Source organism: Verrucosispora sp. SN26_14.1 (genome assembly GCF_004307965.1).
In the GTDB taxonomy this organism is placed as follows: Bacteria; Actinomycetota; Actinomycetes; order Mycobacteriales; family Micromonosporaceae; genus Micromonospora.
Genome location: NZ_SISL01000331.1, coordinates 1 through 6,584 on the forward strand (window position 1 = coordinate 1; position 6,584 = coordinate 6,584).

7 protein-coding genes are annotated in these 6,584 nt (G+C 70.1%); all 7 read left to right on the forward strand.

Annotated elements, in window-relative coordinates; all coding sequences use genetic code 11:
- Nucleotides 1-1,030 (forward strand): LCP family protein (locus tag EYA84_RS23455; protein ID WP_236145920.1); only part of this gene is annotated, 1,030 nt, incomplete at its 5' end.
- A gap of 235 nt (nucleotides 1,031-1,265) precedes the next feature.
- On the forward strand, nucleotides 1,266-2,459 hold the full coding sequence (locus tag EYA84_RS23460) for an LCP family protein (protein WP_131055381.1): 1,194 nt from the start codon (nucleotides 1,266-1,268) through the stop codon (nucleotides 2,457-2,459).
- A 193-nt stretch (nucleotides 2,460-2,652) separates the two neighbouring features.
- The gene (locus EYA84_RS23465; RefSeq protein ID WP_131055392.1) at nucleotides 2,653-3,591 is read left to right on the forward strand and encodes an LCP family protein; all 939 of its coding nucleotides are present in this window, start codon (nucleotides 2,653-2,655) and stop codon (nucleotides 3,589-3,591) included.
- Between the two features lie 48 nt (nucleotides 3,592-3,639).
- Nucleotides 3,640-3,975: a rhodanese-like domain-containing protein gene (locus EYA84_RS23470; RefSeq protein WP_131055383.1), complete on the forward strand. Its 336-nt coding sequence runs from the start codon at nucleotides 3,640-3,642 to the stop codon at nucleotides 3,973-3,975.
- Between the two features lie 5 nt (nucleotides 3,976-3,980).
- A complete protein-coding gene (locus EYA84_RS23475) occupies nucleotides 3,981-4,772 on the forward strand; it encodes a glycerophosphodiester phosphodiesterase family protein (RefSeq protein WP_131055385.1) in 792 nt (263 codons plus the stop codon).
- Between the two features lie 51 nt (nucleotides 4,773-4,823).
- Nucleotides 4,824-6,281, forward strand: a complete 1,458-nt coding sequence (locus EYA84_RS23480; protein WP_131055387.1) for an ATP-binding protein — start codon at nucleotides 4,824-4,826, stop codon at nucleotides 6,279-6,281.
- Nucleotides 6,282-6,350: 69 nt separating this feature from the next.
- The coding region (locus EYA84_RS23485; protein WP_201272459.1) for an ATP-binding protein at nucleotides 6,351-6,584 on the forward strand (234 nt) is incomplete at its 3' end.

A 6,584-nucleotide genomic window follows, 5' to 3' on the forward strand; every position in this document is an offset into this window, starting at 1 on the left:
GGGCGGGCCACCGCCGCCGCGTGGCCGCCGCCCCCGGTGGGGACGGATCGCCCTGCTGACCGGTGTCGTGGTGCTGGTGCTGGCGCTGCTAGGTGGCGTCGGTGCCTGGTTCTACGCCCGCAGCCTGGACAACAACCTGGCCCGCACCGATCCGTTCTCCGAGATCACCGGCGGTCGGCCGGCGAAGGCGGTGGACGGCGCGCTCAACATCCTGATGGTGGGCACCGACTCGCGGGATCCGGATGCGCCGATGGACCAGGCCGGCGAGTGGCGCGCCGACACGATCATCGTCATGCACATCCCCGCCGACCACCAGCAGGCCTACCTCGTCTCCATCCCCCGGGACCTGTACGTACCCATTCCGGAGAGCGCCGGCTCCGACTGCGACTCCGGCCAGCGGCGCAAGATCAATGCGGCGTTCGCATTCGGTGGCCTGCCGCTGGCGGTGCGCACCGTCGAGTGCTTCACCGACGTGCACATCGACCACGTGATGGCGATCGACTTCGGGGGCTTCAAGCAGGTCACCGACGCGCTCGGCGGCGTCGAGCTGGAGGTCGAGCGGAGCATCACCTCGATCCACAAGCCGTACCGGAAGTTCACCAAGGGCACCAACCAGATGAACGGCACCGAGGCACTGGACTGGATCCGGCAGCGCAAGCAGTTCCCGGACGGCGACTTCGCCCGGATGCGTCACCAGCAGGAGTTCCTGCGGGCGCTGATGGACAAGGCGGCGAGCAGCGGCACGCTGACCAACCCGAAGAAGCTCAACGCGTTCCTCCGGTCGGTCACCGACGCGGTCACCGTCGACCAGGGCTTCTCGCTGACCGACATGGCGGTGCAGTTCCGCAATCTGCGGGGCGAGAACCTCACGTTCGTCACCAGCCCGCACCTGGGTAGCCAGAACATCAACGGCGAATCGGTGGTCGTCTCCGACCGGGAGAACGCCCTGGCCATGTACCGCGCGATGTCCGGCGACACGATGGCCGACTGGCTCAAGGCGAACAAGGAGTCGCGAGCCGGTAACGGCTGATCACACCACCGGCCGACAGTCGGACTCTCTGCTCACCCTGCGTGAACGGAGAGTCCGACTTCTGCTGTGAAATCACTGGGAGCCAATAGTCGATCGTGCATTTCATTCTGCCCGTTCGTCCATTTCCCCAGGATGACGTGGCGGAGAACGGTAACTGAGCGTCAGACGAACTCGCCACGACGGGATTGCGTCCGTAAAGTGTTCCCGCCCCCCACATTCACGAGCTGGAGCACGCATGCCGGTTCAGAGCCCCTCCTTGCTCGATCCGCCTGGCGCATCGAACCCCTCACCCTCCTCGGCCGGCAAGAAGAAGTCCGGCAAGGGCGGTAAGAAGGGACGCACCCGGCGGAAGGACCCTCTCTGGGCCCGGATCACCCTGGTCTTCGGCGCCGTGCTGATGATGACCAGTGGCCTCGCCATCGTCGGCAGCAAGGCCGTGATCGGTCAGGCCACCGGCAGCATCTCGCAGCGCAACCTGCTCGGCGAGGCGGGTAAGACGGTCGACGAGGGCGGCAACAACCTGGAAGGCCCGATCGACATGCTGCTGCTGGGCGTGGACGCCCGGGAGCGGTGGGCCGCCGACGACGTACGCGCGGACAGCATCATCGTGTTGCACATCCCGGCCACGCACGACCAGGCGTACCTGATCTCGATCCCCCGGGACACCGAGGCCCGCATTCCGGCCTTCCCGGAGACCGACTTCCCGGGCGGCGTCGACAAGATCAATGCGGCGTTCCAGGCCGGCGCCCGCAACGGCGGCGGCTGGGAGGGCGGCGCCCAGTTGATGGCGCAGACCATCAAGGGCATGACCGGCGTCGGCTTCGACGGTGCGGCGATCATCAACTTCGGCGGTTTCAAGAACGTCATCGACGCCCTCGGCTCGGTACGGATCTGCCCGAAGCAGGAGGTCAAGTCGGCCCACATGTCGTACGTCGACGGCAAGGTGATGTGGAACGCGGACGCCAAGAAGACCGGCAAGCAGCGGACCCCGGTGGTGCACAAGAAGGGCTGCCAGGAGATGGAGGGCTGGGCCGCGCTGGACTTCTCCCGGCAGCGGTACGGCCTGGCCAACAGCGACTACGACCGGCAGCAGAACCAGCAGCAGCTGATCAAGGCGATGGCGAAGAAGGCCAGCCAGAACGGCACGCTGACCAACCCGCTCAAGCTCAACGAGCTGATCAAGGCGGCCGGTAAGGCGTTCATCCTGGACACCGGCGGCGTGTCGGTGGAGGACTTCGTCTTCACCATGCGCGGGGTCACCGGCAACGAGCTGATCATGCTGAAGACCAACGGCGGGACCTTCAACGGCAACGAGAGCGGCCGGGAAGCGCTCAGCGAGCAGACGCTGGACATGTTCCACGCGGTCAAGCAGGACAAGCTGGCCGAGTTCGTGTTCTACAACCCCGAGGTGATCTCCAGCCGGAAGTGACCGGCAGGCGTATCCGAAAACCGCCGTCACGCCACCCTCACCGTCCGTAGCCTGACATGAAGAAGATTCATGTCAGGTGGACGGGGAGGACGTCACGGCCAGGAGGGCACGCGACGGCGGACGACGGGCAACGGGCGGAGGCGCCGGGCGCCCGCGCTGGCCACGCGTACTGCTGGGGATCGGGCTGGCGGTGGTGCTGCTGGCCACGGTCGCCGTGGTCGGCCTCCGGGTGCTCGCCGACCGGTACGAACGCACGATCACCCGGGCCGAACTGCTCGACCCGACCGCCCGCACCGATCGCACCGACCGCCACGGTCCGCTCAACTACCTGCTCGTCGGCTCCGACCGCCGCCCCGGCGACACCGGCCCGGAGCAACGCACCGACACCATCCTGATGGTCCACGTGCCAGCCGGACTGCGCGAGGGCTACCTGGTCTCCGTGCCTCGTGACCTGCTGGTCGACATCCCGTCCGCAGCCGGCTATCCCGGCGGCGAGGACAAGGTCAACGCCGCGTACGAGTACGGCGGCGGCGGCGAGGCCGGTGCCCGACTGCTCTCGGCCACCCTGTCCCGGCTCACCGGCATCCGCTTCGACGGCGCCGCCCTGGTCGACTTCGCCGGTCTGCGCAGCGTCATCGACCTGCTGGGCGGGGTGACCATGTGCGTACGCACCGAAGTGCGCTCGATCCACACCGACCGGGTCTTCTCGCCCGGCTGCCAGCGGATGGACGGCGCCCAGGCGCTGGACTACGTCCGTCAGCGTTACGACCTGCCCGGCGGCGACTACGACCGGCAGACCCACCAGCAGCAACTGCTCGGGGCGATGCTGCAACGGGCGGGGGAGACCCGGCTCCGCGAGAACCCGGTCCAGTTGCACCGGCTCGTCCAGGCCGTCGGCGGCTCGCTGACCGTGGACACCAACGGCGTACCCGTGGAGGACCTGTTGCTGGCGCTGCGCGGCCTCTCCACCGACGCGCTGCGCGGCGTGCAGGTGCCGTCCTATCCGCAGACCATCGACCAGGTCTCCTACGTCGTGCTCGACAACGGCGGAGAGGGACTGTTCGAGGCGGTCCGGGGCACCCGGATGCCGCAGTGGGCGGGCGCCCATCCGCACTGGGTGACCCGGCTCTGACCCGCCGGTCGACGCGATCACCCCGACGGCCCTCTAGGCTTGGTAGCCGTGTTCGGATCCCACGTACCCACGATGACGGTGCCCGAGATCGACGACGAGACCTACCTGCTCGATGTCCGGGAGGACGACGAGTGGGAGGCGGGTCACGCACCGACCGCCCACCACCTGCCGATGATGGAACTGCCGGCGCGCATCGCCGAGGTGCCCAACGACCGGGACGTCGCGGTCATCTGCCGCTCGGGCGGACGGTCCGCCCAGGTCGTCGCCTACCTGATGCACAACGGCTGGGACCAGGTACGCAACGTCGAGGGCGGAATGGGCGACTGGGAGGCGGCCGGACGACCGGTCGTCGACTCGGACGGCCAACCGGGCCGGGTCCTGTAACGGCCGTGCACACCCCGCTCGTCTTCGCGCACCGTGGCGCGTCGTACGACCTACCGGAACACACTCTCGCCGCCTACCTGCGCGCGCTCGACGAGGGCGCCGACGGGCTGGAGTGCGACGTCCGGCTGACCCGTGACGGGCACCTCGTCTGCGTGCACGACCGCCGACTGAACCGCACCAGCAACGGTCGCGGGCTGGTCAGCGCGAGTACCCTCGCCGAGCTGGAGGAGCTGGACTTCGGCTCCTGGCACCCCGGCTGCGTACCGGCCGACGGGGACGAGGTGCTCGACGACTCGCGTACCCGGCTGCTCACGCTCGAACGGCTGCTGGAGGCGGTCCTCGCCGCCGGACGGCCGGTGCGGCTGCTGGTGGAGACCAAGCACCCGTCCCGCTACGGCGGCGACGTGGAGCGCCGGCTGGTCGCCCTGCTGCGCCGGTACGGCCTGACCGACCCGGGCCCCGACGACCCGGTCCGCGTGACCGTGATGTCCTTCTCCCCGCTTGCCGTACGCCGGATGCGGACGCTGGCTCCGGCGCTGCCGACCGTACTGCTGCTGGAGGTGCTGCCCCGCTGGCTGCGCCTGGGGCGGCTGCCGTTCGGCGTCGGCATCGCCGGCCCCGGGATCGGCCTGGTCCGGGCACGTCCGGCGCTGGTGCCGTCGTTGCGGGCCGCCGGCAACCAGGTGTACGTCTGGACCGTCAACGAGCCGACGGACCTTGATCTCGTGCTGGCCGCCGAGGTGGACGGCGTGATCACCGACCGCCCGGCACAGACGTTGGCCCGGTTGAGGGGATAACCCACCGTCGGGGGTGCCGGAGAACGCGAGCGGAGGTGCACACTCGGGGACATGACGGACCGTACCGATTACTCGGCTCTCATCGCCGGGCACACCGTCGTCATCGAGATGATCAACTCGGGGGACGCGGGCCTTCCGGTCCTGACCCAGTTACTGCGGGTGGCGCAACCGGCACTCGGTGCCGCCGGCATGGCCTTCGTCGAGTTCGCCCCCAGCGGGGGACGGGTGATCGCCGCCACCGGTGCCGCCGAGTGGACCATCGGGCGTCCCCTGCCACCCAGCGACCCGATCACCGCCTGCCTGCTCGCCGGTCCCCGGGTGCAGTGCGTCCGGACCGACCGGCTCGGCAGCCAACTCGCCGACGAGCTGACCGAGCGCGGCCTGCGCCGAATGGTCGCCTCCCGGGCGGAGATCGGCGGGCACGCGGTCGGCAGCCTCCAGGCGCTGTACCTGACCGGGGACGACGAGCCCGACCCGGAGCAGCGGGGCGTGGTCGGCTTCCTGGGCGCCTGCATCGCGCACATGTACGGCGACCAGAGCGGCTTGCCGGTGCACGGCGACGGCCCGGTGGTGGCGGCACTCGCCGACGGGCTGGCGGTCGTCGACCGGGACGCCCACGTACGGCTCTGGAATCCGGCCGCCGCCGACGTCACCGGCCGGTCCGCGGCCGAGGCGATCAACGAACCGCTGCCCTTCCCGGTGCCCCCGTCCGGGCAGGTCCTCGACCACCGCCTGCCGGACGGACGCTGGCTGCGGGTCACCTCCGGTGAGCTGCCCGGTCCGGGCGCGCTGCGGGTGGTCACCTTCCGCGACATCACCGACCAGCAACGACACGACCACGAACGGGACCTCTTCGTCGCGGTGACCAGTCACGAGCTACGCACCCCGGTGACGGTGATCAAGGGGTACGCCGACACGCTCAACGACCACTGGGAGTCGCTCAGCGACGCCGACCGGCGCCAGGCCGCGCAGGTCATCGGCCAGCGCGCCAACGAGCTGGCCCGGCTGCTCGACCGGCTGCTCTCCTCTGCCGCCGAGGCATGGCCGGACGACGGGCCGGCGGTGCCGTTCGACCTCGGCGAGACGCTGCGTGGCGCGGTCGCCAACCTCCCCGGTGAGCTGCGCCGTCGGGCCACCCTCCAGTTCCCGGTCGACCTGCCCCGGGCGATCGGGCGCCGGCAGAGCCTGGTCACCGTGCTGACCGAGCTGGTCACCAACGCCGGGAAGTACTCCCCTCCCGGCTCGCCGATCGAGGTGAGCGCGGCCGCGGACGGGCCGACCGTCTGCATCCGGGTCAGCGACCGGGGCATCGGCGTACGCCCGGAGCACGTCGAACGGGCCTTTGACCGGTTCTGGCAGGGCGACTCGGGTGACAATCGTCGCTATCCGGGCACAGGGCTTGGTCTCTATCTCGTCCGCCGGATCGTTGAACAGCAGAATGGCTGGGTATTCCTTCGACCGAGAACCGGTGGAGGTACCGTCGCAGAGGTGCGGCTGCCCCGTAGGTGATCGTGGGGGTCACCCGGGGCGGAAGAGGGGCGGAAAGTGTCGACGGGAGCGGTCGAACGAGCGTGGTGTGTGGTCGTGCCGCACCACGCCAGCGGTGCGCGCGCCGCCCGGCACCGCCTCGCCGCCGAACTGGCCGAGGTCGTGTCCCCGGTGGTGCTGGCGGATCTCGTCGCGGTCCTCGCCGAGCTGGTCGGCAACGCCGTCCGGCACGCGGACCCGCTGCCCGGCGGAGTGGTCCGGGTGGCCTGGCGGCTGATGACGACCGACGACGGGGCGTGCGTCCGGCTGCGGGTCACCGACGGC

Excerpts from the sequence above, each read along its gene's own strand:
- EYA84_RS23480 (WP_131055387.1), top strand. The coding sequence starts at position 4,824 with ATGACGGACCGTACCGATTACTCGGCTCTCATCGCCGGGCACACCGTC.
- EYA84_RS23460 (WP_131055381.1), top strand. The coding sequence starts at position 1,266 with ATGCCGGTTCAGAGCCCCTCCTTGCTCGATCCGCCTGGCGCATCGAAC.